The organism is Rhizobium sp. LEGMi-198b, assembly GCF_054114205.1.
Genome location: NZ_JBSYVH010000008.1, coordinates 233719 through 259995, shown reverse-complemented (window position 1 = coordinate 259995; position 26277 = coordinate 233719). Strand labels below are relative to the sequence as shown.

Sequence of the window (26277 nt, the reverse complement as noted above, 5' to 3'; positions counted from 1 at the left end):
AGACCCGATCAGTTTTTCTTGCGGATGCGAAGGGCCTGGTATGGCTTACCCGGCAGCTCGACGCCAAAGGCTGCATCCGCCTTGCCGCCGCGCACGATTGCGCCGTGCCGGGTGGGATGCGGGATCGGGGCTTCCACTTTCTTTGCGGGGGTGATCGTCATCTCCCAGGTGTCGATGATGTCGACATCGTAGTCGGTGCCGTCCTTGGGCAGGCCGGTGGACCAGACGACGGGCTGGTGCTCGCCAAGATAGACATAACGGAGATCGCCATCTTCGGCGCCTGAGACGCGCGTCCAGGGCCATTCACCACTGGCGCCGAGCGGATCGAGCCCGTTGACGACATCCTGCTCCAGCAGGTCGCGCAGGAAGCCGATGCGCTTCCATGCCTCACCACGCAGTTCGCCGCCTTTCGCCCACCAGATGAGGTCTTGCGGATGCGAGTAGGTTTCGCCGTGGCCGGCATAGCCGCCGCGCGTCACCGTGATCCAGAAACGATGCACCAGTTCCTGCGGCGTCAGATTGCCCCAGGATTGGATGATGTTGCCTTCATATTCAGGCTCGTCATTGACGACCGGCTTGCCGTAGGCGTCGCGCCATTCCTGCGTGCGCTTCACATCCCAGTTCTGGATGCAGGTGTGGGTCACCCAGGGCTTGCGATGATCGAAGTTCATCGTCGGTTCGCCATTATGGATGGACTTCAGATGGCCGTAGGGGTCGTTCTCTTCGAGGATGTGGAAATAACGATCCCACTGCACCATCGGCTTGGTGTCGAGAAGGAAGTCATATTCATTGGCGAGCGCCCACCAGACATTCCGATAGGCGGCAAGCCGCGCCGCGAGATAGGCGACATAGCGGAAATCCTGTTCGGCCGACATGTCGGCATAACCCCAGCGGTCGTAGGGGTGAAACATGATAATGTCGGCCTCGATGCCGAGTTCGCATAGTGCGGCTACCTGCCTTTCGAAATGCCGGAACAGGACGGGGTTCGGCCGATCGAAGTCTTCCTTGCCGTCGGCGCCCTTTTCGAAGCAGGGATGGAGAGGTTCGTTGACGTTATAGGGATAGTCCTTCGGAAACACGCCCATGCGGATCTTGTTGAAGCGTGCTTTCTTCAGCGTATCGAGTGTCTGGGCCTGCATCTCCAGCGGCTGATGTGTCCAGGCATAGCAGGTCGTCCCGAACGAAAGGAACGGCTTGCCGTCGGCATAGGCGAAATGAAATTTGTTACGCACGCGCACTGGGCCGTGATTGCCCTGCGAGGGTTTGGTGGCGGTTAGCGAGCCGGTCTTGCCGTCGAGTTCCGGGGTCTTCGAACGCGTCCTGAAGGACCATTCACCTTCGTTGTCGGGCATGAAGCGGACGCGATAGACGCCGTCGCCGTCATAGAAACCGGGCACGCGGATTTCGCGGCTGTTCTGGCTGAACACGGCATCGAATGCTGCGTCGAGATAGGGATTGCCGCCCGAAGGACCGTTGAAAGCGGCCTCGAAGACACCCCATTTTTCGACGGTTGCACTGGACATTATATTCTCCTCGAAAGACTTGCCGATTAGGTGATCGATCAGCCCTTGACGGCGCCGGAGGTGAGGCCGGAGACGAAATATCGCTGAAAGATGAGGTAGACGAGCGTTGCCGGCAGCACAGTCATGACGATCGCGGCATTGAGCTGGCCGTAGTCGTTTGAAAACTGCCCCTGGAAGGACATGAGCCCGAGCGGCAGCGTCCACATGTGCTGATCCTGCAGGAGCACGAGCGCCATGGCGAACTCGTTCCAGGTCGAAACGAAATCAAGGATGAGCAACGCGGCGAGTACCGGCAGGCAAACCGGCAGGAATATCCGGCGGAAGATGGTGAAATGGCTTGCACCATCGATCAGAGCGGCTTCGGACAGCTCCTTGGGAATGCCTTTGAAGAAACCGTGCAGGATGAAGACCTGATAGGGGACGCCAAAGGCGATGTAGGGCAGGATCACGCCGGGATAAGTGTCGATCAGGCCAAGAGAGTTGACCAGCGTGAAGAGCGGCGCCAGCATGACCTGGAAGGGGATCATGGTGCCGAAGACGACGAGAAGCAGCAGTATCTTGCTGAACCTCAGCCGGATCTTGGCGAGCGCATAGGCCGCCATCGCTGAAAGGATGAGCCCGAGCGGCACTTTGATGACGGTAATGATAGTGCTGTTCAGGAAGGCGTTGGCAAAATTGCCGCGACCCCAGGCGCTCGAATAATTCTCGAAAGCCGGATTGAGGGGTGGCACGAAGGCGCCCGTCGTCGTCACATCAGCCTGCGTTTTGAGCGACGTGAAGACAATGAAGACGAAGGGCGCAAGCCAGATCGCGGCGACGAGGAGCAGCGCGATCCATAAGCCGATCAGGACGGGATCCCGCTTGCGCTTTGCCGGAATGATGGTCTCGAAGCCATCCGACATGGATGATGCCGATGCTGCCGTCATTGTTCGGCCTCCTCATGCTTCTGCGTCCATCGCAGGTAGGGAATGACGATGGCGATGGTGATGAGCAGCAGGACAACGGAGATCGCAGCACCGCGGCCGAAATCGAAGATCTGCATGGCCTGCGTGAAGGCCCAGAGCGCCAGCATCTGGGTTGATTGCGCCGGCCCGCCGCCTGTCAGGCCGTAGACGATGTCAAAGGCCTTCAGAGACGAGATGACCGATAGCACCAGAACGATTGTCAGCGTGGTGCGTAGCGCGGGCAGGGTGACGTATCGGAAGATGTTCCAGCGCCCGGCGCCATCGATGCGTGCGGCTTCGACCAGCGTCTGCGAAACATTCTGCAGACCCGCGAGAAACAGAACCATGGAGAAGCCGACGGATTGCCAGAGATAGGCCACGAAGACCGAATAGAGGGCGATGTCCTTATTGCCGAGCCAGTCCTGAATCCAGTCCTGCAGCCCCATAGACGTCAGGATCTCGGTGAAAAGGCCGAAGAAGGGATCGTACATCCACTTCCACATGGTCGCGACCGCGATCGGGGCGATAATGACCGGCAGATAGAAGATGGCGCGGAAGGTATTGCGGGCGAAAAGCTTCTGATTGAGGCTCAGTGCCAGTAGCAGGCCGATCATGGGCGGGAAAATCACGCACATAATCGTCCAGATCACCGTGTTGCGGAAGGCGACCCAGAAAACGGGATCCTGCGTGAAGATATATTGATAATTCGCCAGGCCGACGAATGGGCGTTGGGGATCGAGGCCATTCCATTTCTGAAAGCTCAACACCACCACGTTCAGCATCGGATAAAGCGCGAAAATCGCGTAGATCAGCATGGCCGGGGCGAGCAGGATCGCTGCCTGGACGCGCGGGTCATGTGTTCGGTTGCGGAATGACATTCTGATTGCTCCCGGCGGCAACTGACGCGTGGGCATAAAATGAGGGAAGCCGTCCGCTGCGATTGGCAATCGGAGTGGCGGCCTCCCTCGAGGGATCACGTGCGACCCGCGATGAAGGTCTGCAACTGCTTGGCAGCATCGGCCGGCTGGATATTGCCGGCAGCGACGTCGTTGATTACCCGGAAGTATTCGGTGGTGACATCAAGCGGGAATGCCTGGTCGCCATTCATGTAGACCTTGCTGTAGGTCTTGAAGATATCCAGCCATTTCGCCTCGAGCGGCTTCTGGTTGGTGTACTGGACATTCTTGTTGACCGAGATCGAGCTGATCTGCCCGACGAGATCCTGCTGCACCTTGGTCGACAGGAAGTAGTCGAGGAACTTGGCGGCGAGATCCGGATCCTTGCTCTTGGTGCTGATGTAATTGTATTCGGCAAAGCCATAGAGGCGGTTGGTGTTCGTCGGGAACGGCACAACGCCGTAATCGTCGAGGTTGACCTTGCTGCCGCTCAACTGGCTGACCAGCCAGTCGCCTTCAAGCATCATCGCGGCACGGCCGGCGACGAACAGTGTGTAGGACTGCTGGTTGCTGATGCCCATGAAGGGTTTCAGCGTGTAGTCCTTGGTCCACTTGGCAAATTCGGTGAAGGCATCGGTGGCGCAGGGTTCTTTGGTCCAGTCGGCCTTCATGGCCATCAGCGCGTCGTGTTTGTCGGCCCCGCATTTGGTTTCGAGCAGCACGTCCATCAGACGCATGACGTGCCAGTTGACCGAGCCGCCGAAGGTGAAGGCCGGAATTCCAGCCGCCTTGAGCTTGTCGGCCGCCGCCAGCAGTTCCTCATAGGTCTTCGGCTCCTCGGTGATGCCGGCCTTCTGGAAGAGCTTCTTGTTGTAATAGATCGCTTCGCCCTTGAAGGTGAAGGGCACGCCATGCTTGCCGCCCGGATAAAGATCGGCAAAGGCGGCGGCGGACGGTAGCAGCTCGTCGTTCCACTTGTACTGGGTATAGTACTTGTCGAGCGGCAGCGAGAGGCCGGCCTTCACATATTCGCCGCCAAGGCCAAGCCCGGCCCAGCTAAAATAGATATCGGGTCCCTTGCTGGAGCCTGCTGCCACGCGAAGCGCTGTCTTGTGTTCGTCGACGCCGCGCTGGACGATTTCGATATGGGTGCCTGGATTGGCGGCCTCGAAATCCGCCGCCACCTTCTTGAGGGCACCGTTTGCTGCGCCGTTGTCGAAATTGAGCGTCCACAGTGTCAGGTCCTGCGCCTGGACACTCGTCGCCGCAAAGGCCGCCGCAGCAATCGCCATCGCGCCAAATCGTCTTGCATATTTGGAGTTGATGCGCATTTCCCGTCCTCCTCTGAACAATGCTGAGGGCGGTTTTGGCAAATCAACAGGCACATGTCAACTGGTATGATGAGGTCATCATCATTAAGGTAAGAAGAACCCTTTGAAGCAAGAGATGATGACCGTTGCCGAGGCTGCTCCCGGATCGATATGGCCCAAGGCGCGCTCGCCAAGCCTGGAAGAACGCCCCTTTGTGGCCACCATATGCTTCGTTGCTTCCGTCCCGGCTTCAGCGGCAATCAGAGCTTCCGAGAGACAATCCGCCAGCGATAGTCCTTTGTCGCGTGCCGCCCGGCAGGCGATGGCGGCGGGCGCCCAGGCGTCGACCATGGTTTTCTCCCCCACCTCGGCCTTGCCCCGGTCCTGGATCCCTTTGGCAAGCGCAACGAAGGCATCCACCATGTCGTCATCCGTCAGCGACGGTTTGCCCTTTACCGCGGCGCCCGCACGCATCAAGGCGGTGGCATAGAGCGGGCCGGATGAAGCGCCGACGGCGTTCAGGAAAGCCTTTGCCGCCGTGTTGAAGACGAGTGTCGGATCGGCCGTTGCCGAATCCAGTGGCACAACGGCCTTCGCGGCCCCCGAAAAACCGAGCTCCATGGCTATACCGTGATCGGCATCGCCGATGACGCCGTCGAGCTCGCATAAACGGTCTTTTTCGCGGGTCATCGCCTCCGCTGTGATATTCAGAAGGGACTTCAGATCGTCAACGGTGATTGTCTTTGTCATCGGAGCACTTCACCAGAACGGAACATCGCACAATCACAGGGATGATCGATCAGTCGTTGCAGTTCATCGTCCAAATGCATCAACGTGATCGAGGCACCAGCCATCTCCAGCGACGTGCAGTAGTTCCCAACCAGCGACAAGTGGATCTCTATGCCAGCAGCATCGAGCGTCATCTTGACCTTCCGCATCATGATGTAGAGTTCCATCAGCGGCGTCGAGCCGAGCGAGTTGACAAGCACGGCCACCCGGTCGCCCCGTACGGGCTTCATCTCACCGAGGATTTTATCGAGCAGTTCGGCGGTCACCTGATCGGCCGGCTTGAGCGGACCGCGGGCAACGCCCGGCTCGCCATGAATGCCCATGCCGATTTCCATCTCATCCTCGCCAAGCTGAAAATTCGGCTTGAGCGTCTGAGGCAGCGAGCAGGGCGATAGCGCAACGCCGATCGTGAAGGTGCGGTCGTTCGCCCATCGCGCGATCCGCTCCACTTCGTCCAGGCTGTACATCAGATCGCAGGCAGCGCCGGCGGCCTTGAAGACAAAAACATTGCCGGCGACGCCGCGCCGGCGGTCCCGTTGGTCGACGGGAGCGGAGGCGACGTCGTCCGTCGTCAGCACGGTGCGGACCTCGATGTCATCCATGGCGAGCATTTCGGCCGCCATATCGAAATTCATGACATCGCCGGCATAATTACCATATAAGAACAGGACGCCGGCGCCGCCATTGACCGCCTTGGCGCATTCGATGATCGGATCCGGTGGCGGAGAGGCAAAGACATTTCCGATTGCTGCCGCATCGGCAAGCCCTTTGCCGACATAACCCAGGAAGGTCGGCTCGTGCCCCGAGCCGCCGCCGACGACCATGCCGACCTTGCCGGGCCGCGGCCCCTCGATGGCGACGAGTGACCGCGGCGATCCTTCGAGGGCGCGCACGTGGCGGGGATGAGCCGCCAGAATGCCTGCCAGCATCTCGTCCACGGCGGCTGCGCCGTCATTGATAAGCTTCTTTGTCTTCACGTCAGTCCTCCCGGTCATCTCGCTTCGGAAGACTAAGTTGCGCTTCTCGGGTGTCAGGTCAATCCATCAGAGTGATCGAACCAACGGCAAAAGGCGCGAGCGTGAGGCTTCCGCTTTTTAGTTTCTCGGCCGGGCGCAGGCATCCGAGTTCGACCTGCCGGGCCGCAGCCGTAATGTTCACCAGTAGCAATTGCGGTGCCTCGTTAGCCGGCGCAGCAACAAAAGAAAGGACAGCAGTTGGATCCGAGGAGACGCATTCCCGCCATTGGCTGCCGGCGAGGCGGGCGAGCGTCGCGATCGTATTGAAGAGCGGTCGCCTGCCGCCGGCCGGCGACGGCTCATCCCCGCCGGCGATCAACCCGGACGGCCCTGTCAGTGCCGAAAGCGTCAGGCATTCTAGCCCGGCGTCGAGCACGGCAGCCGCATAGCCAAGCGCGAAAGCTTCGGCGAAACGGCCATTGTGCCGGGGGTCCCTGTTTGCCATTGGGATGCGGTGGCCGGCGGGATTGTCCATCGTCCGGCTGCCATAGGGGTTCTGGCGCATCGGGATGGTGGAGGGGCCTATGCGATAGGGCTTGTCGCCGTAGATGGCGCGAACCGAGCGCGTGATAAATAGCAGGGCTTCCAGCGTCTGCATCACACTGACATCGTCAGCCGCATGTACGATCGGGTTCGTGCAATGGGTGATGAAGTCGAGCGGTCCGGAAGGAACGCGCTTGCGGTTGAGTTCGGTGAAATAGCTGAGCATGCCGCCGCCTAGCCGCACACCCGGAAAGGCTGCATGAGCGGCGGCATAAACCTCTTCAAGCGGCGGACACTCGGGCCATTTGCTACCCGGTGGCGTTGATTGCCGGTCGACCGAAGGGGATATGACGATTGCATCCGGCTTGAAACCGGCATCTCGCATCCAGTTCGCTATTTGTTGAGCTTCGACAAGCGGAGCCTGGCGGCACGGCAATGCGATTTCCAACGTCGATCGGCCAGCGTGAAGCGCCGCGATGGCCGCAAAGGAATTGAAGGCCTCAGCGCCGTGGCCGGCGTCGGGGTCGAAGTGGAACAATAATTCCTGCGGCGCGACTTCGGCCAGCCGGTTCCGCGCAGCCAGTGTTGCCGGCGCTTCTTCCGGCGTAATGATGAGCCCGATTGCAGGCATCGTGCCAGATTTCTCTCCGAGGCTCAGCTTGACCGGGGGTGTATCCGCAGCAAGCGTGGAAGACGCGGTGGGCGAACGTCGCATATCGCCTATGGTGAGAACGATCCGTTGCCGCATGGGCTCACCGGGCGGGATGCGATAGGGCCAGGGCAGGGCAAGCGGGCGAACATAGGTCTTGTAGGAGGCATCGGACCAATTGCGCTGGTCCTCCATTTCGAAAGTGTCGCCTTCCATGCGGCACTCCGCCGTCACGTTTGACGTCACGCCATGCGTAATCGCCCGCATATCCTTGAAGGGTTGCCAGGGTTCGATGAGGTCAGGCAAATGCGTGTCCTCGCGGCTGCCATCGATATGCTCGACCGAAACCGGCCTGCCGGCGACGCCGACGATCGGATGCAGGATACAGAAGCCGCAGCGGTTCGTCTCAAAACCGGTCTTTGTCAGCGCTTCCGCCTCGAAGATCAGCGCTTCACCGGCCTCGGCCGTTATGTGAACGTCGATCGCAAGTTCGGTATTCTCAGGCCCCGTACAGCGCGCCACATAGCTGACAGAAAAGCCGTCCTGATGCTGGTCGATCCGCAGATCGTCGATAGCTGGCGCATACGTGCCCCAATCGCGATCGCGAACCAGATAGGAGACGGCCCGCAAGACTTCGGCGCCGTCGTAGCGGATGGTCCGCAGATTGCCGTCCTTGAAGTCAACGGCGAGCTTGCCGGCGGTCAGCCGCACCGGCGGCGTTTCGGTCTCGTGCGTGCCGTAGAGCTGGAACGGATCGATCTCAGTCGTCATCGCAGCATCGCTCCGATATCGACCGGACGCCCGTTGGCGGCACTCTCATAGGCGGCCTCGACAAGAGCGAAGGTCTTGAGATTGTCCGCACCGGACGTGGAGGTCTCGCCGCCATCGGCAAGGCGGTCGGTCCAGTGCTGCTGGATGGCGAGGACACTCTCCTGAATATTATGCCATGGGCGGGAAGCCCAGGAGAGAAGCCTGGGCGAAGCATCCGACACTGTCGCGCCTTCGGGGCTATTGATCTCAAGACGATAGCCTTGCGAGAGCCGGATCGTTCCCAGCGTTCCGTCAATCTCGATCAGCGTCTCGGGAAAGGGTTCTACACCAAGCTTGGTCGCATAGCTCACGTCGACGATTGATGTCGCGCTATTCTGATGGTCGAGCATGATCGTCGCGACGTCCTCGCCCTTGATCTTCGGATTGACCCGTTTGGTGCGAGCGGTGAGCGTCGCGACGTCGCCAAGGATGAAGCGCGCAATATCGAGCGTGTGGATGCCGAGATCCTCGATGATGAAGCGCTCGCCTTCGGCAAGGTAGGGCTGGCCGAAGAAGACATCGTAGCCGGAGCGGAAGGAAAAACGGCCCCAGAACGGCTCGCCGATCACGCCTGATTGAAGGACGGTGTGCACCGCCTGTATCGGTGTCTGCCAACGGAAATTCTCGTGAACCATCAGGGGGATGGCGGCGTCCGCGCAAGCCTTGACCATGGCTTTGGCGTCGCTCAACGTCTTGGCAAACGGCTTTTGGCAGATGGCGGGGACTTTATGGGTCGCAGCCATTTCCACCAGCGCGCGGTGGCTTTGCACGGTCGTCGCGATATCGACGAAATCGAAGCCGCCGTCGGCGAAAAGAGCCGCCGCGTCGCTGTAACGCCGCGCGACGCCAAACTGATCGCCGACAATTTTCAATCGCTCGGGATCACGATCGCAGATCGCGACGATCTCCGCGCCTTTGACGTCCTTCCACGCATGCATCTGATTGACTGCGAAGAAGCCGCAGCCGATGAGCGCACCCTTGAGTTCCGTCATTCTCAACCTGCCTTTGCCATTTGCATGAGTGTCACGCGCTGCTGGAGACGGCGCTGCGCCTGATCGACAACAACGGCGATGATGATGACCAGCCCTTTGATGACCATCTGCCAGAAGGATGAAACGCCCATCATCACCAATCCGTCGGAGAGGATGCCGATGACGAAAGCGCCGATGATCGTGCCGCCGATCGTGCCACGTCCGCCGGACATGGAGGTGCCGCCAAGGACGGCCGCGGCGATGGCGTTGAGCTCGAAGCTCTCGCCGGTCGCCGGATGTGCGGCCATCAGTTCCGACGAAATGACGATGCCGACGATGGCCGCGCATAACCCGGAGAACATGTAGACGAAGATCTTCACCAGATCGACGCGAATGCCCGACATGCGCGCCGCGCGCTCGTTGCCGCCAACGGCAAAGATATGCCGGCCGATGGGCGTCGAGCGGGCAACGTAGGCGGCAAGCAGCGCGAGAACGATGAGGATCCAGATGGAGACGGGGAGGCCAAGCAGCCGTCCGGCGCCGAAGACATCGAAGCCAGTCGTGTCGAATTCCGGTGTGCCGACCAGGTTTGGAAAGGTCTGGCCGTCCGAAGACAGCAATGCCATGCCGCGCGCTATATACAGTGTTCCAAGCGTTGCGATAAAGGGCGCGACGTTGAGCTTGGTGATGAGCAATCCGTTGATCAGCCCGATCACGATACCGACGGCAAGGGTGATCAGCACGATCTCATAAAGATTGAAGTAAACCGTATATCCGATCGGTAATTCGACGCCGTTGAGGATAAGCGCGCCGGTGACCATTCCGCACAGGCCGACGATCGAGCCGACCGAGAGGTCGATGCCGCCGGTGATGATGACGAAGGTCATGCCCATCGCCAGGAAGGCATTGAGCGCAACGTGCTTCGACATCAGGATCATGTTGGCCGTCGAAGTGAAGTTCGGCGCGAAGACGGCGAAGAAGATGATCACGGCAAAGAGCGCGATGAAGGTCCTGAGTTTCATCAGCGTCAGGAGTACAGAACCGTTCGACCGCTTGGCCGCAAAAGAAGAAGATATGTCCGCGGTCATCACGCGAGTTTCCTTGTATGTCCGTGTCCCTTGGCCGATGCTGCGACGATCGCCTCTTCCGTCGCCTCGCTTCTGTCGAAGACGGCAACCAACTGGCCGTTGCTCAAGACAGCGATGCGGTCGGAAAGCGCCATGACCTCTTCAAGGTCGGAGGTTGAAAACAGGATTGCGAGACCCTTACCGGCGAGCTTGCGCATGGTGCGGAAGACGTCTGCCTTGGCGCCGACATCGATGCCGCGGCTCGGCTCGTCCATCAGAAGGACCTTGGGATCGGTCATCAGTGCCTTGCCGATGACGACCTTCTGCTGATTGCCGCCGGACATCGACGTCACCTCGAAATCGGGGTTGGGTGCCTTGATCGAGAGATCGCGGATCATGTCGCGAATAGCCCTCTTCTCGGCATTGGCATTGATATGGAAGAGGCGAACGAAGCGGCCAAGACTCGCAAGCGTCAGGTTGCTGGCGATCGAGAGCACCTGCACCAGCCCCTCGCGCTGCCGATCCTCCGGGATCAGCGCCAAGCCTTTCCGGATCCGCCGGGTGGTATCGCGTTCTCGGACCTCGACGCCGTTGATGAAAATCCTGCCGGTCGAATGCATGTGCCGGCCCATGACGCATTCGAAAAACTCGCTGCGGCCGGCGCCCATCAAGCCATAGATGCCGAGAATCTCGCCGGCGCGAACGGAGAGCGAGACGTGGTCTACAGCAAGGCCCCCGGTCGGTCGCGGCAGGCTGATGTCCTCGGCGCGGAAGGCTTCCTTGCCGATCGCATGGCCGCTGTCCTTGGCGAAGTCCTTGGCATCCGATCCGATCATCGATCGGACGATCCATTTCGTGTCGATATCGCGGACCATCGCCTGGCCGGTGATCTGCCCGTCGCGCAGCACGGTGATGTAGTCGCCGATCCGCATCAGCTCTTCCAGCCGGTGGGAGATATAGACGATTGCTACGCCCTGCGCCTTCAGTTCGGCGATCACCTTGAAAAGGATGTCGACTTCCGCCGCCGAAAGCGCCGAGGTCGGCTCGTCCATGATCAGAATGCGGGCATTCAGCGAAATGGCCTTGGCGATTTCGACAAGCTGTTGCTGCCCGATCGGCAGATCCTCGACCATAGTCTCGGCATTGATGCCCGCATCCAGCTTCGTCAGAAATTCATTGGCCTTTGCGACCTGCGCCTTGTGATCGATGCCGAAAAGGCCGCGCGTGATTTCGCGTGTCGCAAAAATATTTTCGGCGACAGTCATGTTGGCGAAGAGATTGAGCTCCTGGAAAATCATGCCGATGCCGCGTGCCTGCGCATCTGCCGGACTGTCGAAATGAACGGCTTCGCCCTCCAGGAGGATACGGCCGGCGGTTGGACGTTCGACGCCAGCGATGATCTTCATCAGCGTCGATTTGCCGGCCCCATTTTCTCCCACCAGCACATTGACCGCGCCGCGCCGCAGTTGGAGGTTGGCGCGCTTGACCGCGACGATGCCGGAATAAACCTTGGACACGTCCTCGAGACGAAGGATGATGTCTTCCTCTGTGGTATCGCTCATCGTCATTGTTCCAACGTCAGCGCCGAAGGGGTAATCAGCGGCAATTGGCCGGATGCGGGCAGCGGAAAGGCGCCGGTCACATTGACCGTCTTGCCGGTCAGGCCATCTCGGGGCAAAGCAGCGAGAAAGGACGTGTTCACCTTCTCATTGAACGCTTTGCCGAATTGCGCCCATTCGATCTGGTTCTTGAATTCGTTGAAGTCTACGAAATCCAACGCGTCGCGCAGCGCCGTGCCGCGGATTGCAGGGCCGATCTGAATCTTCGCATCCGCCTTGCCGTCGCCATCGACATCGACGTCGAGCGTTGCGGCACGGGACGTCGTATCGGCGGCGACGATCTTGCCCTTGAGCTTCACGGCATAGGTCCAGGGCGAGGTGCTCTGCTTGCGTGGATTGCCGTATTTTGCGCCGGCTTCATCCGGGTTCGATGCCGCAGCCTGCATCACGGTTTTGAGATCGCCGGAACGCTTTTCAAGGTCGGGTACCGCCTGCGACTGCCAGATCGCGTCGACCTTGGCCGTAGGATCGAAGGCGCTCTTTGCCGCGTTCGCCGCCTTCTCTTCGGCGGTCGGCGTCTTGATGATCTTACAGCCGGGCAGTGCTGCGGCCAGTATGATGACCACAACCGCACCTCTGATCCTCAGCATGCAATGCACCTCAATCTCAAAGAAAAAAGCCTGGAGAGCGCGGCTCTGCCACGCCCTCCGCAATGCTCGGTCCGCCATCAATTCTTCAGCGCGAAGGTCTCAAGCTTGTCGGCATTCCCGCCATTGATGAGAACGCAATCCATGAGCTGCTTTTCTTCCTTCGGGGTCGTCTTGTTCTTGATGTACGCATCGGCCTGCTCAACCGCCATCTGGGCCTGTGCGTAGGCGGGCTGCAGTACGGTCGCCTTGATGCCGCCGGCCTTGATCGAGTCGCGCACATCGTTGGAGCCGTCGAAGCCGACGACGATCACATCCTTGCGGCCAGCGGCCTGAAGCGCTGCGATCGCGCCCATCGCCATGGTGTCGTTGCCCGAGATCACGCCCTTGATGTCCGGGTTCGCCTGCAGGATGGTTTCCATCTTCGCATAGGCTTCGGTCTGACTCCAGTTCGCCGATTGCTTGGCGACCAGTTTCAAATCCGGGTAGTCGTCGATGACGTCATGGTAGCCCTGCGAGCGGATGCCGGCATTGGTGTCGGATTCCTTGCCGACGAGCTCGACATAATTGCCCTTCTCGCCCATGAGCTTGACGAATTCCTGCGCGCCGAGCTGGGCACCCTGATAGTTGTTGGAAACGATCTGGGCGAGGGCAACGCCGGTCGCATTGATTTCGCGGTCGATGAGGAAGGAGGGGATCCCGGCATCCTTGGCCTTCTTGACGGCCGCAACCGTCGCATCGGCGCCGGCATTGTCAAGGATGATGGCCTTGGCGCCGCGGCCGATCGCCGTATCGATGACTTCCGACTGCTTGTTGGCATCGTCGTCGTGCGTCATGACGAGCGTCTCATAGCCCAAATCCTTCGCCTTGGCTTGGGCGCCCACGGCTTCGGCCTTGAAGAACGGATTGTCATGCGCGGGTGTGATGATGGCGATCAGATCGGCCGAAAAGGCCGGCATTACGGTGCCAAGCGCAAGAGCGCCGGCAAAGGCGGCAACAGTGAGTTTGCGTGTCAGTTTCATGGTGTCCTCCCGATTATGAAACAGGCCCTGTTCCCAGCAGGGCGAAAGAAGGGAGGGCCAAACCCTCCCGGGATTTCGGTCAGGTAATGCGGCGGATGCTTTCTGCGATTTCCTGCGGCTCGAAGACATTCTTCCAGTCGTCGCGCATCAGCGCCGGGATGCCGAATTCGATCGCCTTGTTGCAGGCATCCGAAAACACACCCTCGACCTGGTTGAAGATCACGGCGCCGAGGACGTTCATGTGGCCGAGCAGGAAATCGCGAGCGGCCTGTTCCGGGACGCCGCGCGCGACGCACTCGTCCATGGCTTGCCGCATCACAACGAGCAGCGATGCGCAGACCGTTTCCGAAAGCCCAGGCTCAAGCATCGCCATCTGCTCGACGGTGACTCGGTGCGAGCGCATAACCGGCGCCCAGATGATCTTGGCGATCTCCTCCCCGAGTGCGTAGGCAGCTTCCGGCCCCTGCATCAGCGCGGAAACGATATGCTGCTTGGCGAACAGGCCGCCGAAGTGGTCGTTCTTCGCCTGCATATCGGTTTCGTCGTTGAAGATCGGCGGATGGCAGGGATGGGTGACGAAATAGGTCAGGTCGTCGCGCTTCGGCAGGTGGCCCGCAAAAGGTGCCGCGGCGTCTAGGGCGACCACTATCGTTCCAGGCTTCAGCTTGTCGACGATCCCTGCGGCAACCTTGCCGATGGCGGTGTCCGGAACGGCCAGAATGACGACTTCGGCGCCATCAAGGGCCTCGTCCACGGGCACGCACGACAGATCGAGATCGTTCTTCAGGCGCGCCTTGCCGACATCGCTCACCTCGACATGGCGGACATCGAAGCGCGAGCCTTTGAGATTTTTGGCGAGCCGGTACCCCATTTTCCCGCCGGCGCCGAAAAGAGCAATTGCAGTCATGTTTTCTACCTCGTCCATTTCAAATTGTGGTATCGCAAGTGGTATAATGAGTCAATGATCACGCCATTATCCGAAGTGCGTAAGAGTCGTTTTGTAAGCGCGCCTTCCGTCGCGGATCTGTGAGAAATATCCGTCGGTTCCGACTTGTCCGCCTTTCAGCGCGATCTGCAGTCCATTGGTTGGTGCGTAGCTGCCGTGAGCCACGCAGAGCGGCGATCCCGGTGTCTGGGGAAGGGGGAGCAGCGTCGTCAGCGCTTCCACGCGCAATTCCCTGAGCGCGTGGCTCGACGTGTCGCCGCCGGCGATGACCGCACGGCCGAGCTTTTCACTTTCGACGATACGGCGCAGGATGGTGCCAAGGCCCTGTCCGAGCCGATGCCGGGCGCCCGGAAAACGGTCGATCGCGCTGCCGCGATCGGCCGAGGGGCCAAGCGCCGTGTGCAGGATGACGCTGCGGCCCGTCTGCAGGCTGGTAATGCCGGCATTGACGGCATCTTCGATCGCCCGGTCAGCACTTTCGCCGATGAGTGCCAGGGGATCGACGTCGATGCCGTCGAAACCATCCGTCATCGCCGTGCGTATCTGCCGTTCTGTCGTTGGCGAGACACTGCCGGAAACCACTGCGAGGCGTTCGACCTTTCCCGGCGGGGCGAAAACGGGGCGTTCGCCAATCAGACCTTCGTGGCGCCAAGCATTGAGAAGTGCGTATTCGACACCGGAGGACCCGGCGACGAAAGGCCCGTCCTTTGCCGCGCGCCGCCAAAGCTGCGTTCCCGCAGCCGCCTGCGTTTCGGTGCTGTCGACGTCGATCAACACGATTCCTGCCGTCTGGCCTGCGCATTCGTCGACGCGCCGGTCCGCATCCGGAGCCGCCAGGGTCACGAGATCAACGAGGCTGACGGGAAGCGAGGTCTGCTTGCCAAGATGCAGCGTCAGATCGGCTTCGTCCATCGGCGTGACCGGGTGCCGGCTCATCACCGGATGACGGTCGATGCGGTAGACCTTGCCCTGATAGGCCGCGAAAAGGTGGCCGAAGGCCGTGTAGCGCTTGAGCTGCGGCGCACCCACAACGACCGGCACCGAGGATTGCGCAAAAACCTCCCTGCCGATCTCGATCGCCTTGCCGATATTGCCGATGCGCGGACTGGAATCGAAAGTGGAGCAGACCTTGTAATGGCATATCGCCGCGCCGCGCCCTTTCAGCCACTCGAATGTCGGAACAAGATGCTCCTCCATCCATTCCGGCGTTTCGCTGCGGCTTGTTCCGGCAATGCCGATGGCACGGCATTGCTTAAATCGCTCAAGCAGTGCCGCATCGGGGATGCCGAGAAAAAGCACCGTCAGAACGCCGTTCGAGGCCAGAGCTTCCATCACATCGGTGGAGCCGGTGAAGTCGTCGCCGTAATAGCTGATGAGAAGATTGCCCATCGTCGTCACGCGCCCTTGCCGTCGCTGAATTTCGCGATCGAAGCGGCGAGTTCCGGATGATCCTTGGCATAGTCTTCGAGCGGGATGTCGGTGACTGCGGCCTGCCACGCCTGTTGGATCGCTCGGACGCCGGCGGCCGGTCCGAAGGGGTGGCTGACGATGCCGCCGCCGCAGAGATAGAGCAGATCCGTAGTCCGGCCGGTCCGCTGGTAGGTTTCCGGCGCTTGACCACCCCATTGACCCGAACCGGCAACGGGCAGCGGGCAATCCGACGGATCGAACAGCGGCGTGCTGATGGCCTTGAAGGACTCGACGAAGCTTTCGTCCGGTTCCCAATATTTGACGCGGATACCGTTGATCTGGAACTGGTCGACGCCGAGCAGACGCCAAAACTGCTGATAGACCTTGAAATCCATGCCGGCGCCGGGATGGCGGGTCAGCACATCCCAGCCGTTGCGGTGGGCGTGCAGCACCAGTCCCGAGCGCTTGCGCAGGAAGCTCATGCCGCCAAAACCGACGGAATTGATGTTGACGACGGCACAATTGCCGCCGGCTTTCAAAACGAGGTCGTGGTTGCGCATCATCTCGTCGGGATCGGCGTGGGAAATGCCGAAGGCATACATCACCTTCTTCCCGGTCTTCTGTTCGTGATCCAGGATCAGCGGCATGATCGCCTCGACACGCTCCTTGAGAGGCGAGTAGGCGGGGCTCATCAGCTTTTCGTCGTCCTTGATGAAATCGACACCGGAGCTGACGAGGTCGCCGACCAATTCCGCGGTCTCAGTGGGGCGAAGGCCGAGCGCCGGCTTGACGATCGTGCCGATGATGGGACGTCCCTCGACCCCTGTCAGGCGCTTGCTGCCGGCAACACCGAATTGCGGACCGGGATGCGCGCCGCGAAACGCCTCCGGCAGCTTCATGTCGACGATGCGAATGCCCGTCATCCCTTTGATCGAATAGACGCCGCCGATCGCAATCGTCATCAGGGCTGAAAGATCGGTGCCGACGGCATCAAGCGGAAAGGCGATATCGACATCGGCGCGATGAAGGGGACCATGGCCGGCCGCAACTTCGGGCCATGTCGGCCGATCCGCATCTTCGAGCCGCCGGATGCTGAGGACCCGTGCCGCCACCCGCGATTTCAGCTCTTCCGTTTCGCCGGGAACCGGCACGAACGTACCCGTCGACTGATCGCTGGCGATCTTGTCGGCCATCGCTTCGATGTGGCCGGGCGTCTCGATGCGATAGGTGATGGTAATGCTCATCAGCAGCCGTTGCTCCTCTCGCCGACGATTTTGTCGTGGCGTCAACTCGTGATCTGGTATAATGAGTATTCCAATTTGTGCAACGAATTTTTTTGTTCGGGAGGCCCTAAGTCGCGCCGAAGGGCTTTCTCGGCGCTATTTGACATTGCATAAGGGAGAAAAGCCTTGAGCCAGCGAGATGCCATGAGCCAGCCAATCGAACAGATTGTACGTCGGAAGCTCTCTGACGAAGTCTTCGACCGATTAGAGCGGTTGATCACGTCGGGAGAACTCAAACCCGGCGATGAGATGCCGTCAGAGCGTGTTCTCATGGAGCGCTTCGGCGTCGGGCGCCCGGCGATCCGCGAGGCGATGCAATCGCTCGCCAATATGGGATTGGTCAGCATCTCGCATGGCGAGCGGGCGAAGGTGCTTCAACTGACCGCGAAATCGATTTTCCGGCAGGTTGATCTAACGGCGAAGATCATGTTGTCCCAATCTTCGGACTCTCTCGAGCATCTGAAGAGCGCGCGCATATTCTTCGAGCGCGGCATGGCCCGGGAGGCTGCGCCGCGGGCAACGGAAAAAGATATTGCCGATCTCAGAGATATTATCGAACGTCAGCGGGCATCTCTGGGGCATGCCGAAGAATTCATCTCGGCCGACATGCAGTTTCATACCCGGATTGCCCAGATTTCTGGAAACCCGATCTTTGTCGCCGTCAGCGAGGCGATGCTGGCATGGCTGAAGACCTACCATACCGAGATGCTCATCTGGACCGGCAAGGAAAAGTTCACGCTTGTCGAACATGAAGAAATATTGGAGCGGCTTGCCGTCCATGATGCCGACGGCACGGAAGCTGCGGTCCTGAAGCATTTGGAGAGGTCGAGGGCGCTCTATACCAAATAGAGTTTGCGTTTCTGCCTGCCGAACAGCGCCTTGGCGATGTGTTCGATCTCAACGGCTTTTTCACAGAGGATGAAGCCCGTAAATCGGGTGCGAACGATGGGCGGGTGATGGCCTATCGCAAATATATAGGGAAGCTTCAGCCTCTGAAGCGTTTCCACGATCGGAAATACAAATCCGGCGTCAAGATGCAGATCAAGGATCACTGCATCCGCCTTCTTGCCTTCGATCAGTTCGAGAGCGTCCTTCGCCTTGCCGACGGGACCGATTAGGAAAATGCCAAGTTCGCGCAATTTCCCGCGCGCCTTTTCCGAGAGGAAATATTCGTCCTCGACGATCAAGAGCCGCTTGCCCGAAAACATCTGGCTATATGTCACCGCCGAGTCACTCATCTTTCGATCCAGAAACTGTCCCGCAGACCCACGAACATTCAAAGGCAACGGTTGTTCCCGAGCCGGCAAGAGGATGTCAATGATGCTGAGGAACGCAATCCTGCTGCTTGCGAGCATTCAGGGATATTCCAGCCCTACGCATGCAATGTCATATCTCTTCAAATAGCGCTCCATCCCGCGGGAACAATCATCTTGACGCCTTGTTTGGTGGGAAAATGACAGGGGGAGCAGATGAACGAGATCATCGACGTCAAATTCAAAATGCTCTGGAACGCACCGGTTTGCGTCGCAGTAGGTGGCCGCTTCGCCTCGTGCGTGAACGGACCGGAAGACGCAATCCATTTCCTTTCCGTCAGATGGCCGTCCGAAAGAGGCTCATATTATGTGAAGGCAAAGGAAAAGTGCCTCGCGGCCATTTCACATCGCGCCACCTTGGAGGCTGCGCGCGAAGCTTTTGTCATGGCCTGTCTCGAAGCACGTCTGATACGGGACGAGCGATCGGCATCGTGAAAATTGCCGTTTGCATCCGATCGACAATTCCCCGTTCGCCGAAACAACGGGGAACAAAGAGAGCGACGATCGGTTGACGAGGGTGTGACTTTCAAATTGCAGTGCGCTTCCCATGCTCGAAAAACACTCCTTGCCCGATAGCGGCCCTTCTCTCCAGCGCGATCATGCTGATGCGGCAACGCTCGGCGAACTCCGGCACGACGCCGAATCCTGCACGCGTTGCGACCTCTATCGCAATGCCACGCATCTCGTCTTCGGAGAAGGCCCCGAAACCGCCGAGGTTGTGCTGGTCGGCGAACAACCCGGCGACAAGGAAGATCTGGCGGGCAGGCCGTTTGTCGGGCCGGCGGGCCGCTTGCTAGATCTATGTCTTGAAGAGGCGGGGGTCGACCGCGACCGCTGTTACGTCACCAATGCGGTCAAGCATTTCAAGTATCAAATGCGCGGCAAGAAGCGGCTGCATTCCAGGCCCAATGCCGGCGAGGTGCAGCGCTGCGCCTGGTGGCTCGGCGCCGAACTTGAACTATTGAAACCGAAACTCGTCGTGGCGCTCGGTGCGACGGCCGTATCCTCGCTGCTCGGATCGAAGGTGCGGGTGATGCGCGACCGCGGCAGCATCCTTCATCCACCCGGGCAGCTTGACTTTCTCGTCACCATTCACCCATCGGCTCTTTTGAGGATCAGGGAGGCGGACGAAAAGGAGCGAAGCCGGTTGGCCTTCATCCAGGATCTGAAGAAGATCCGAAGTTTCCTGCGGCACTGACCGTCATCCATCACCAAATTCGCTATTCGTCGTTCGGAATATGCGCATCGACGCCGATCGTCCGAAGGTTATTTCGAACTTCCGCGACGCCGGGAATAGATAGAACGATCGCTGTGAGATGACGAGCCAGCGGAATCGTCTCGACGTTACCCTCCAGTGTCACAATGCCGTCGTTGGCGTGCACGTCGACGCTGTTGACGTCGACACCCCTCTGTTCGAGCTGTTCGGTTATGACCGCTTCAAGTTCGTCGCTGTCGATACGATCGCTCGGAAGAGGTCCGACGGTTTGATCCTCGCCTCGTTCGAGGCCGGTCGAATCGGCTGAATCTATGATGAAATCGCCATCCCGTTCCTCGTCGAAATTGGCTGAGGTATCGCCATATCCCCGATTCTCGGGACTTTCAGAGGCACTTCCACTCCCGTCCGAGTACGGCCAGCCGTCACGAAGATTGCGATCTTCATAATCGCGATAGTCTTCCTCGCGCGAGAGCGTTTTTGGCTTTCGAGGCTCAGTCATGTCGACCTCCTTTCCTATGAAAGGACAAACAAGACAGAGCTGATTTTGTTTCATTGATCCCCCTGCTTAACCCGAACATTCGCGACGAGAGGACGGCGTTCAGCTTTTGGACCGCGTTTTGGGCATGCAGGCATGACTATTTTTTTATTGTTTCGCTCCGTCTGGAACCAAGGTGGAGAGTGTCCGTTTCACGGGCGGAGGAAGCAGCTAAATGTCCAAATATTTGTGGAATCGTTCGGTGACGGTCGTCACCCAGGAGAGCGGCCACTACCTGACGATCAACAACACCGAACAGGCCCTTAAATTTCTTCTTCGCGAATGGCCGCCGGGCAAATCCGATCGCATTCATGCCACGGCCAAGAAAACCTTGATCAGCACCTATCACAGTCAAGGGTCGGTAGATGAAGCGCGCGATGCCTTTTTGGCGGCCGCCGTTTCGGCGGGCATAGCGATAAAGGATTGATGCGAAAGCAGATACAAGAATCGGAACCGGATGTTCCGGGCAACTTTCATGCAAAGCCACTTGAAATCGGAAACGTCCAACCGTATTTAGGCTTCACTTCCCGTGTTGATGGTCTGCTGCTCGACGTTTGTTGTCGCTGCGTTTCAGGCTGTCCGGGTTGGAAAGGGCGCTCCCCGAAAGGGTTGAGCGCCCTTTCTCGTTATGCTTGGATTCGGGCCGGAGGCCGGCTTCCTCGCAGCAACATTGCAGGCTTCTTATTCTCTCGCAGTAGATTGCTGCCCCGATGATCGCCCGCCAAGCGTCAGGCAAGGCGATCCTTGAGGATCTGTGGCCTCAGGGATTGCCAAGCCAACGCTCGACCGCCGGTGTCTTGCTTTCGCGATGCAGCCAAGTTGGACACATCGCCACGTCCGTCAGCCGGAGCCGGTATTGCCGAAACTACTAGACTATATCGACAACGCCTTGCGCAAACGGGCAAACAGGCTCGGAGGCCTCCCGGCGAGCAACGGACGAATGGAACGTGCGACTACGGCAGAACTGACCGTCTCGCCGAAATGGCAGTAGCAGACAATTCCGTGCAGCTCATGATCCGTGAGTTCGAAGAAGCGCTTGGCTTCTCCGTAGCTGTCGTTTTCCAAACCAGCGGCGCGAAGAACCGGATCCGCAAATGCGACGGAGATTGGGGAGCTATCCGTCCGCATTGCCGCCCTGGTTTCACTAGGCTGAAATTCGGTTTCGCGCAAAGTGGAAAGAAACTGTCGGGGACTCCGCTCGAGAAGATCTATCCAACGTTCGAGCCGTTGGGTTCGCGACATCTCTCGATTAAGGAAGTCCTGATCGACTTTTGCAATTTTCTGCAAATCATCGCGTGCATGCTGCTTCATCTCGGCCTCCTATTTGGCGATAGTTGGTCCCCTACGATGTAACTCCAGCCCGGATTGATGGTGATCCCAAAGAGACGAGATGTCCAGTCAACTTGGGGTGCCGGACGATCTGCGGAACGAGAAAAATTGTCCGTCCCTCCTTCAATCGCGTGTGGGCAAGATCGAAAGTTTGCATCTCGGCGCTGATGCCTGTCTTTCCGGCAGAGGCATCCTGCCAACCGAGGAGGGCGGCAATGTTCCGATCCCTGCCGACGGCCGCTTTATCCGAAATGATCGCGAAAGGCCTGCGGCGTGGTTCCGAAGGCTCTGAGGAAGCTCCGCCGCATTGTCTCTTCCGAACCGAAACCGCAGCGTATACGCGCCTGACGAACGGACAAGCCCTGCTCCAGGAGGCGCCGCACAGCCTCAACGCGGATATCCTCGACAGCCCTGGCCGGCGTGCGCCCCGTTGCCTGGCGATAATGCCGGGAAAAGCTGCGTGCGCTCATGTTCGCTTGCTCGGCAAGCGCCGGCAACGAAAGATCGGCGCGCAAATTGTCGATGATCCATCCGTGCAGCCGGTCGAAACGATCGCCGCTCTCCTGCAGCGAGAGCATCGTGCTGAACTGTGCCTGGCCGCCCGGCCGCTTCAGGAAGACGACGAGTTCGCGCGCGACGGCGAGCGCCAATTTGCGGCCGAGATCTGCCTCGACCAGCGCAAGTGCCAGATCGATGCCAGCGGTGACCCCTGCCGACGTCCATATATTGCCGTCCTGAATAAAGATCGGATCGGGTTCCAACCGCACATTCGGGAAGCGTTTTGAAAACTCCCTGCATCTGTTCCAATGCGTCACGGCGCGCCGCCCATCCAAAAGTCCCGCTTCGGCGAGCAGAAAGGCGCCGCTGCAGACCGAAGCGATCCGCCGCGCGCTAGCTGACCGCCGGCGGATCCAGTTGACAAGGGCCGTTTCCTCGCACGCTTTATTGACGCCGACACCACCCGCGACCATCAGGGTATCGATCGGTTCATCGTCCTGGGGCAGCAATGCCGTTGCAAGTGTCAGCCCCGAGGTCGTCCCGGTCTGCCCGTTCATGGCCACCGCGATCGCGTTATAGGGCCTCGGCTGACCGGCAGCGAAGGCCTCCTCGTTGGCGCTCGTAAACACCTGCAATGGCCCGGTTACATCGAGCAGTTGGGCATCTTCGAAAGCGAGAATTTCAATGTGGCGCATGGTTGGCTCAAAATGAGGGGAGTTTGGCGAATACGCCAGATGGTGATCGCGTAAGCTTGCCGGAGTCAACAACTGGAGATGCAAATATGACCATTCGCTTCGGACTGCTCGTTTTTCCCGGCATTCAGCAGCTTGACCTGACAGGGCCCTACGAAATCTTTGCCTCGACGGAGGGTGCGGAGGTCCATCTGATCTGGAAGGACACTTCGCCGATCATCTCTGCCACGAAACTGGTGCTTCAGCCGACGACAACCTTCGATGACTGCCCTCGGCTCGACGTCATCTGCGTGCCCGGCGGTGGCGGCATCAATGCATTGCTTGAGGATGAGGCCGTGTTGTCCTTTATCCGCGCACAGGCGGAGCAGGCACGTTTCATCACCTCGGTCTGCACCGGCTCCCTGGTGCTGGGCGCCGCCGGTCTGCTCAAGGAAAAGAGGGCGACGACGCACTGGAATGCCCAGGATTTTCTGGCGAACTTCGGCGCTATTCCAACCGCCGGCCGCATCGTCCGGGACGGCAATCTCATCACGGCCGGCGGCGTGACGGCCGGCATCGATTTCGGGCTGGCGGTCGTTGCGGCCCTTATTGGTCAGGAAGAAGCGGAAATGGTTCAGCTCTCGCTGGAATACGCGCCCGCCCCGCCGTTCCATTCGGGTACGCCGGAAGAGGCGACAGCCGATGTGCTCGCGAAGACGAAGCGACGCCTTGCCGGCACGCGGGTTGCACGAGAGGCGATCATCGCCCGATTGATGGCGTCTCAGAGCGAACCGGTTTAGGCGGGCATCGCGGAAACCAACCGAGAACATCTCGGCCTCCACGCCGGCGGTTGCTTCCTGTCGATGAGACAGTCGGAACCGCTGGCGATGTCACCGAAGTGCAATCGATTGCAGATAATGAAGTGGCGATTTACCACTGCATTTATCGAGGTTGCGATGAACAATCGGGCAAATAAAATACTTCCCCACCATCGGTTTTCACATTCGCTTGGCGCGCCTCTGGCTCGGGTTCAGGGTGTTATAGCGCATGTGTTCGAGGCTCCAGAGAACCACCACGGCGCAAACCACCAGCATTTCACGGTGAAGATCGAAACCGTCCTGAAATTTGACGGCGGCGACGATGATATTACCGGACAGACAGTATTCGTTGCCGTGCGTTTCGGCGACAATGAAGGGCTCGATCATGAAATTCCCGACTTGAGGACAGGAGAGGCGATCGAGCTGCAGGGCGAGTACATTTCCATTGCGTCAGCCTACCCCACCGAAGACAACAGCAACCCGGTACTGCCGGTCCTCCACTTCACGCACCATCCCGTAGGTTACGTGCTGTATGAAGGGGTCCACTATAGCTGAGCTTCGAGTTTCAGAATTCCGCCAAGCCAGGAGCGTCAGGCCGGCTCTCCTGCCGTGTGCACCACGCTTGACTCAGGCATCAATTCTGCGACCGTGGGAATATGATACTGCGTCTAGCGTTCGCGGCAGAAAGGCTAATCGTATGAACGGATTTTGGTTTTTTCGCTTCATGCGCCTTTTTGTGACGACCTCGATCGCCACGGCTGCCGCGGTGCTTTCGCCGGCACTGCCGACGTCAACGGCTTATGCGCTTGATGCCGCTTCACAGACGAAAGCCTCGGACAATCAGATCCAGAAACTCATCGGGGTCTTGGGGCAGACCTATGCCCCGCAGGACCTTCGCCAGCGGCGGGCCGCTTTCGAAAGGCTTATGGCGTCGACGCCGGATCCGACGCGCGTCCAGATCCGTCATGTCGATGCCAACGGGGTCGACGCCGATCTGATATGGCCCGCACGACTTCACCATCCGATTGGTCGGCGCGCGATTCTCTATCTCCACGGAGGAGGGTTCTACAGCGGCTCGCTCAGAACGCACCGGAATATAGCGGGCTCTCTTGCAAAGGCTGCGTCAGCCGATGTGCTCTTGGTCGATTATCGCCTGCTGCCAGAGAATAAGTACCCGGCCCAGATCGATGACACTCTGGCGGCCTATCGTTGGCTTCTTGCCTCAGGATATAAGGCCGAGAACGTGGTGATTGCCGGGGAGTCGGTGGGCGGAACACTGGCCATCGAGGCCACTCTCAACCAGCTTCGGATCAAGGCATCCTTGCCGGCGGCCGTAGTCGCGATGAGCCCGGTGACCGATTTCGCTGCAACGGGTGACTCCATGACCACAAATGCTCAGAATGATCCATTCATGGGCAAGGGCGAGCTGGAGATCATCCGCAACGCCTACATCGGCGACAAATCTCCGGTCTCTCCCGAGCGGTCCCCGCTCTATGCCGATATGACCGGCTTTCCGCCCTTACTCCTGCAGGTTGGTTCGCGCGAAACGCTGCTCGATGACACGCGCCGGCTGGAAGACAAGGCGCGCGGGGCCGGGGTCGACGTTACTACGGAGGTTTGGTCGGGCATGATCCATCAGTGGCAAATCTTCCCGTTCTGGATAGAGGATGCGCGCAAATCGAATAAAAAAGTCGCCGAGTTTGCCGTCTCTCATTTTGCCGACAGGCCTGACGAATAGGTAATCGATGGCTGAGAGGCGACGGTTCTACAGGCATTGAAAATACCGAGCACGAACTCGATCAAATCGCCCTGATATCAAGGTGTTTCCCAGCTATCATTTAGGTGCGCAGGCTCGCGACAGGCCAATGCAGTCTGCCGCGTCCGTGAAAATGGTTATAGGTGTGATTTCAATGCGGCGGCTTGTCGTCGCTCCTTATCTTCTGCCCGTCCAGATAGCCGTGCTCATATGCTTTGGCGCGACTGCTTTCCTCTGGATAGGGATTTTTCTCCGCCTCAGTCTCCCTTTTGCCGGCTTCAACGCCGCGCGCATAGGCGGCTTCATCATCGTCCTCGCCGCCAACACCATTTCCCGCACTATCTATCTTGGGCGGCTCTACCGAAGGTGGCTGGATGGGATTGGGAAGCCCCGCGTCCGGAGTTGGGACGGGTGACGTCGGATCATATTTTGCCATGGCATTGTCCTCCTGTAAGAAAACGCCATCGCCCCGCCGCGGTTCCCCGCGCGATCCCAATTCTGCTTCGTCATATCGCCGCTTGTTCGATCGAAAGACAACTTACGCCGCGGATGTTCGTCATCTGCGAAAAGCCAGGTCTCATTCGCCGCATTATCGATCCAACTTGAAGGAAAGCTGCACGCCGCGCGGCAAGGGTGGCAGCGGCCGGCTGATATCGACGCGGCGCTTCCAGGCGGCGCGCCGTTCCTGTTCACGTTCCCGCAGCGCTTTCGAGACTGCGACAAACGTCATGGCGCGTTCTATGACTTGCTCTGTTTTCGTCATGGATACCTCCATTTGTTCACTTTATGTTCTCATGATGGAGGGCAATAGTCAAG

General features: G+C 59.3%; 28 protein-coding genes. 7 read left to right on the top strand and 21 right to left on the bottom strand.

Annotation, left to right across the window (positions count from 1 at the left end; all coding sequences use genetic code 11):
• Window positions 1-8: 8 nt before the first annotated feature.
• The 15 genes from ACXHXG_RS26850 to oiaX form a co-directional block, all read right to left on the bottom strand.
• Window positions 9-1523 carry a DUF5060 domain-containing protein gene (locus tag ACXHXG_RS26850; RefSeq protein WP_457901308.1) on the bottom strand — a complete coding sequence of 505 codons (1515 nt, stop codon included), beginning with the start codon at window positions 1521-1523 and terminating at the stop codon, window positions 9-11.
• A gap of 38 nt (window positions 1524-1561) precedes the next feature.
• Window positions 1562-2449: a carbohydrate ABC transporter permease gene (locus ACXHXG_RS26845; RefSeq protein ID WP_104827252.1), complete on the bottom strand. Its 888-nt coding sequence runs from the start codon at window positions 2447-2449 to the stop codon at window positions 1562-1564.
• Entirely contained in the window at window positions 2446-3345 is a 900-nt protein-coding gene (locus tag ACXHXG_RS26840; RefSeq protein ID WP_120708270.1) for a carbohydrate ABC transporter permease, read from the bottom strand. The genes ACXHXG_RS26845 and ACXHXG_RS26840 overlap by 4 nt, the downstream gene beginning before the upstream one ends.
• A gap of 95 nt (window positions 3346-3440) precedes the next feature.
• Window positions 3441-4694 (bottom strand): ABC transporter substrate-binding protein, encoded by a 1254-nt coding sequence (locus tag ACXHXG_RS26835; RefSeq protein WP_260304220.1) that lies wholly within the window; start codon window positions 4692-4694, stop codon window positions 3441-3443.
• Window positions 4695-4778: 84 nt separating this feature from the next.
• The gene (gene dhaL / locus ACXHXG_RS26830) at window positions 4779-5423 is read right to left on the bottom strand and encodes a dihydroxyacetone kinase subunit DhaL (RefSeq protein ID WP_457901307.1); all 645 of its coding nucleotides are present in this window, start codon (window positions 5421-5423) and stop codon (window positions 4779-4781) included.
• Window positions 5420-6439: a dihydroxyacetone kinase subunit DhaK gene (locus ACXHXG_RS26825; protein WP_457901306.1), complete on the bottom strand. Its 1020-nt coding sequence runs from the start codon at window positions 6437-6439 to the stop codon at window positions 5420-5422. The genes dhaL and ACXHXG_RS26825 overlap by 4 nt, the downstream gene beginning before the upstream one ends.
• Before the next feature lie 58 nt (window positions 6440-6497).
• Complete coding sequence (gene apnL / locus ACXHXG_RS26820) at window positions 6498-8381, bottom strand: D-apionate lactonase (RefSeq protein ID WP_457901305.1); 1884 nt, start codon at window positions 8379-8381, stop codon at window positions 6498-6500.
• A complete protein-coding gene (locus ACXHXG_RS26815) occupies window positions 8378-9412 on the bottom strand; it encodes a Gfo/Idh/MocA family protein (RefSeq protein WP_457901304.1) in 1035 nt (344 codons plus the stop codon). The genes apnL and ACXHXG_RS26815 overlap by 4 nt, the downstream gene beginning before the upstream one ends.
• A gap of 2 nt (window positions 9413-9414) precedes the next feature.
• Window positions 9415-10479 carry an ABC transporter permease gene (locus tag ACXHXG_RS26810; RefSeq protein ID WP_457901303.1) on the bottom strand — a complete coding sequence of 355 codons (1065 nt, stop codon included), beginning with the start codon at window positions 10477-10479 and terminating at the stop codon, window positions 9415-9417.
• Window positions 10479-12026 (bottom strand): sugar ABC transporter ATP-binding protein, encoded by a 1548-nt coding sequence (locus tag ACXHXG_RS26805; RefSeq protein ID WP_457901302.1) that lies wholly within the window; start codon window positions 12024-12026, stop codon window positions 10479-10481. The genes ACXHXG_RS26810 and ACXHXG_RS26805 overlap by 1 nt, the downstream gene beginning before the upstream one ends.
• Entirely contained in the window at window positions 12023-12667 is a 645-nt protein-coding gene (locus tag ACXHXG_RS26800; RefSeq protein WP_457901301.1) for a DUF2291 family protein, read from the bottom strand. Before ACXHXG_RS26800 ends, ACXHXG_RS26805 begins: the two co-directional genes overlap by 4 nt.
• 77 nt (window positions 12668-12744) lie before the next feature.
• Window positions 12745-13686 (bottom strand): D-ribose ABC transporter substrate-binding protein, encoded by a 942-nt coding sequence (locus ACXHXG_RS26795; protein ID WP_457901300.1) that lies wholly within the window; start codon window positions 13684-13686, stop codon window positions 12745-12747.
• Between the two features lie 79 nt (window positions 13687-13765).
• Window positions 13766-14593 carry a phosphogluconate dehydrogenase C-terminal domain-containing protein gene (locus ACXHXG_RS26790; RefSeq protein ID WP_104827938.1) on the bottom strand — a complete coding sequence of 276 codons (828 nt, stop codon included), beginning with the start codon at window positions 14591-14593 and terminating at the stop codon, window positions 13766-13768.
• A gap of 66 nt (window positions 14594-14659) precedes the next feature.
• Window positions 14660-16021, bottom strand: coding sequence for a four-carbon acid sugar kinase family protein (locus tag ACXHXG_RS26785; protein WP_457901403.1), 1362 nt, complete (start codon window positions 16019-16021; stop codon window positions 14660-14662).
• Window positions 16022-16026: 5 nt separating this feature from the next.
• Window positions 16027-17286 (bottom strand): 3-oxo-isoapionate-4-phosphate decarboxylase OiaX, encoded by a 1260-nt coding sequence (gene oiaX / locus ACXHXG_RS26780; RefSeq protein ID WP_457901299.1) that lies wholly within the window; start codon window positions 17284-17286, stop codon window positions 16027-16029.
• A 183-nt stretch (window positions 17287-17469) separates the two neighbouring features.
• On the opposite strand from oiaX, the gene ACXHXG_RS26775 reads away from it, so the two are divergent.
• A complete protein-coding gene (locus ACXHXG_RS26775; RefSeq protein WP_260304208.1) occupies window positions 17470-18174 on the top strand; it encodes a transcriptional regulator NanR in 705 nt (234 codons plus the stop codon).
• Here the strand turns inward: ACXHXG_RS26775 and ACXHXG_RS26770 are convergent.
• The gene (locus ACXHXG_RS26770) at window positions 18162-18563 is read right to left on the bottom strand and encodes a response regulator (RefSeq protein WP_283051769.1); all 402 of its coding nucleotides are present in this window, start codon (window positions 18561-18563) and stop codon (window positions 18162-18164) included. The two genes, ACXHXG_RS26775 and ACXHXG_RS26770, sit on opposite strands and share 13 nt — an antisense overlap.
• A gap of 231 nt (window positions 18564-18794) precedes the next feature.
• On the opposite strand from ACXHXG_RS26770, the gene ACXHXG_RS26765 reads away from it, so the two are divergent.
• Both ACXHXG_RS26765 and ACXHXG_RS26760 read left to right on the top strand, forming a co-directional pair.
• Entirely contained in the window at window positions 18795-19073 is a 279-nt protein-coding gene (locus ACXHXG_RS26765) for a DUF982 domain-containing protein (protein ID WP_311319446.1), read from the top strand.
• Between the two features lie 112 nt (window positions 19074-19185).
• Window positions 19186-19836 carry a UdgX family uracil-DNA binding protein gene (locus tag ACXHXG_RS26760; RefSeq protein WP_283051765.1) on the top strand — a complete coding sequence of 217 codons (651 nt, stop codon included), beginning with the start codon at window positions 19186-19188 and terminating at the stop codon, window positions 19834-19836.
• A gap of 22 nt (window positions 19837-19858) precedes the next feature.
• Here the strand turns inward: ACXHXG_RS26760 and ACXHXG_RS26755 are convergent, their stop codons facing one another.
• Window positions 19859-20353, bottom strand: coding sequence for a BON domain-containing protein (locus ACXHXG_RS26755; protein WP_457901298.1), 495 nt, complete (start codon window positions 20351-20353; stop codon window positions 19859-19861).
• Window positions 20354-20591: 238 nt separating this feature from the next.
• On the opposite strand from ACXHXG_RS26755, the gene ACXHXG_RS26750 reads away from it, so the two are divergent.
• Complete coding sequence (locus ACXHXG_RS26750) at window positions 20592-20816, top strand: DUF982 domain-containing protein (protein ID WP_158704596.1); 225 nt, start codon at window positions 20592-20594, stop codon at window positions 20814-20816.
• Window positions 20817-21262: 446 nt separating this feature from the next.
• Here the strand turns inward: ACXHXG_RS26750 and ACXHXG_RS26745 are convergent, their stop codons facing one another.
• Both ACXHXG_RS26745 and ACXHXG_RS26740 read right to left on the bottom strand, forming a co-directional pair.
• A complete protein-coding gene (locus tag ACXHXG_RS26745; protein WP_104827235.1) occupies window positions 21263-21700 on the bottom strand; it encodes a hypothetical protein in 438 nt (145 codons plus the stop codon).
• Between the two features lie 260 nt (window positions 21701-21960).
• Window positions 21961-22911: a GlxA family transcriptional regulator gene (locus tag ACXHXG_RS26740; RefSeq protein WP_457901297.1), complete on the bottom strand. Its 951-nt coding sequence runs from the start codon at window positions 22909-22911 to the stop codon at window positions 21961-21963.
• An 86-nt stretch (window positions 22912-22997) separates the two neighbouring features.
• On the opposite strand from ACXHXG_RS26740, the gene ACXHXG_RS26735 reads away from it, so the two are divergent.
• The 3 genes from ACXHXG_RS26735 (at window position 22998) to ACXHXG_RS26725 (ending at window position 25443) form a co-directional block, all read left to right on the top strand.
• Window positions 22998-23687: a DJ-1/PfpI family protein gene (locus ACXHXG_RS26735; protein ID WP_457901296.1), complete on the top strand. Its 690-nt coding sequence runs from the start codon at window positions 22998-23000 to the stop codon at window positions 23685-23687.
• A gap of 156 nt (window positions 23688-23843) precedes the next feature.
• Window positions 23844-24260, top strand: a complete 417-nt coding sequence (locus ACXHXG_RS26730) for a hypothetical protein (protein ID WP_457901295.1) — start codon at window positions 23844-23846, stop codon at window positions 24258-24260.
• Window positions 24261-24429: 169 nt separating this feature from the next.
• The gene (locus tag ACXHXG_RS26725; protein WP_457901402.1) at window positions 24430-25443 is read left to right on the top strand and encodes an alpha/beta hydrolase; all 1014 of its coding nucleotides are present in this window, start codon (window positions 24430-24432) and stop codon (window positions 25441-25443) included.
• 169 nt (window positions 25444-25612) lie between these two features.
• Here the strand turns inward: ACXHXG_RS26725 and ACXHXG_RS26720 are convergent, their stop codons facing one another.
• Together ACXHXG_RS26720 and ACXHXG_RS26715 are read right to left on the bottom strand one after the other, a co-directional pair.
• Complete coding sequence (locus ACXHXG_RS26720; protein WP_260304200.1) at window positions 25613-25897, bottom strand: Sf3a2-prov protein; 285 nt, start codon at window positions 25895-25897, stop codon at window positions 25613-25615.
• Window positions 25898-26050: 153 nt separating this feature from the next.
• Entirely contained in the window at window positions 26051-26224 is a 174-nt protein-coding gene (locus tag ACXHXG_RS26715) for a hypothetical protein (protein ID WP_199773627.1), read from the bottom strand.
• Window positions 26225-26277 lie beyond the last annotated feature (53 nt).